The sequence below is a fragment of the Paenibacillus alkaliterrae genome (assembly GCF_021532375.1).
Lineage (GTDB): Bacteria > Bacillota > Bacilli > Paenibacillales > Paenibacillaceae > Pristimantibacillus > Pristimantibacillus alkaliterrae.
In genome coordinates this window covers 1-1,632 of sequence record NZ_JAKGAP010000152.1, presented here as the reverse complement: position 1 = coordinate 1,632, position 1,632 = coordinate 1, and the positions used below count along the sequence as shown (strand labels likewise).

Annotated in this window: 1 protein-coding gene; it reads left to right on the top strand. The window is 36.8% G+C overall.

The features are described from left to right. The first annotated feature begins 350 nt into the window (after nt 1–350). Nucleotides 351–1,016 carry a hypothetical protein gene (locus tag L1N85_RS26880; protein ID WP_235242078.1) on the top strand — a complete coding sequence of 222 codons (666 nt, stop codon included), beginning with the start codon at nt 351–353 and terminating at the stop codon, nt 1,014–1,016. The last annotated feature ends 616 nt before the right edge of the window (nt 1,017–1,632 follow it).

The following is a 1,632-nucleotide window of genomic DNA, read 5'->3' as shown; positions in this document are numbered from 1 at the left end:
TTCGTCATGAGGCAACCTCCTGTGTTTCTTAGGATGCCTTCATTTTCTCATGATACGTTTATGTATAATAGGTGTGCGGGATTTGACGCTTACATTACAACAAGGTGATGAGTGGAATATCAATGCAGTAAGACACTCAGTTCAATGGAGGAAAGTGCTTGAACTAGCTGATGAAATTAATAGCATGCTAGGTTTCAAAAATTAAGGTGTTACGCTAACGGATACGATAGTGGAGGAGTTTGCTATGTGGCAGCTCCTCTTATCTATTGAAGTAACGGGAGGATAACGCAACAATATTAGTTACAAGTTCGTCTATGAACTTGTAGCAGTTATCGAAATGGAGGTCACTTATGAAAAAATGTGGATTATTGGCATTAGTGTTGTTATTTCTTTTACTGCCTTTTAGTAATACAACTGAAGCAAAATTAAGCATTATTCCACCTCAAGATATGATTGAGCAATCAAGTCTTATTGTAATTGGTCATGTAACGAAAAAAGAATATTCCGAAGAAGAAAGGCAAGTCGTTATTTCGGTTGAAACAGTTATAAAAGGAAAAATTAAGCAAAAATATATTTATTTAAAGCGTGGTAAACCACCAATGTACGGATGGCTTGGATTCGACTTTCCCGAACAAGGAACAAGAATTATGGTACTATTACAGCAAAATGACCAGTTAACTCTTACTGGAGATGCCAATGCAGTTGCTGTTTTGGATGATAATAATGTTAGGTTATATAAAGGCTTTACCATGGGACAGTTTACACCTGAGAAATATGAGTCTACCTATAAAGCTTACTTAGATGTACAATCTTCACAAATTACAAGTGATAAAATGAATGATAAGAACGTAACCAGCATGCCAGTAATGATAAGTTATAACGGGGAAACAATGCCTGCTGTTGAAGCAAAACAGGAAACATTCACAACTTTAAAAAACACATCCATTATTCTTGGGTGCATTGTTGCTACTATATTCTTTATCTACCGTATCTTAAAGCGTAAAAGACAAAATTAACTTGCCTTTAACGTGCTTGGCCAATAACCAAACAATAGTTCAAATAACCTCCATTTCAGTGGGCGGTTTTCTTTTGGTCGAAAATCTACATTAAGAATTAACATAGCCTAATTTAAAAGAACAACAAACCTTTATTACACTCCCATGGAAGAACAGCGCGGCACCACAGAGAATGAAAGTCAATCCGTTCTTTCATAGTAGTTGAGTGAAGGGACTACCACGCGGCAGCCCCTTCGACATTTAAACACCACAGATTATGGAAGTAATTACTTACACCAGATATCGTACGTCAAGCTCGTTTGAAGCGTTGAGTGAAAGGGTAACAACCGTATTAAAAGAAAGTGTTAAGTCATGGAAGAATTCTGAAAAACGAATTAGCAAAGTGGGCATTATTACGGGAGCCGGAAACTCAACTAACAATATCCTCGACGCGTTAAAATTGATGCGATGCATACATAACAGGTGAAAAAACATTGTATTCGGTACAATATGCTCAATATGTCGGAATGAATATGATAGTTTGTATCTGTTAACTTAAAAGTACGCCAGCGTAATCATTTAAAACTCCCCCACTAAAACCGATATAACCACAGAGTCCTATAGACGATGTGGAGGC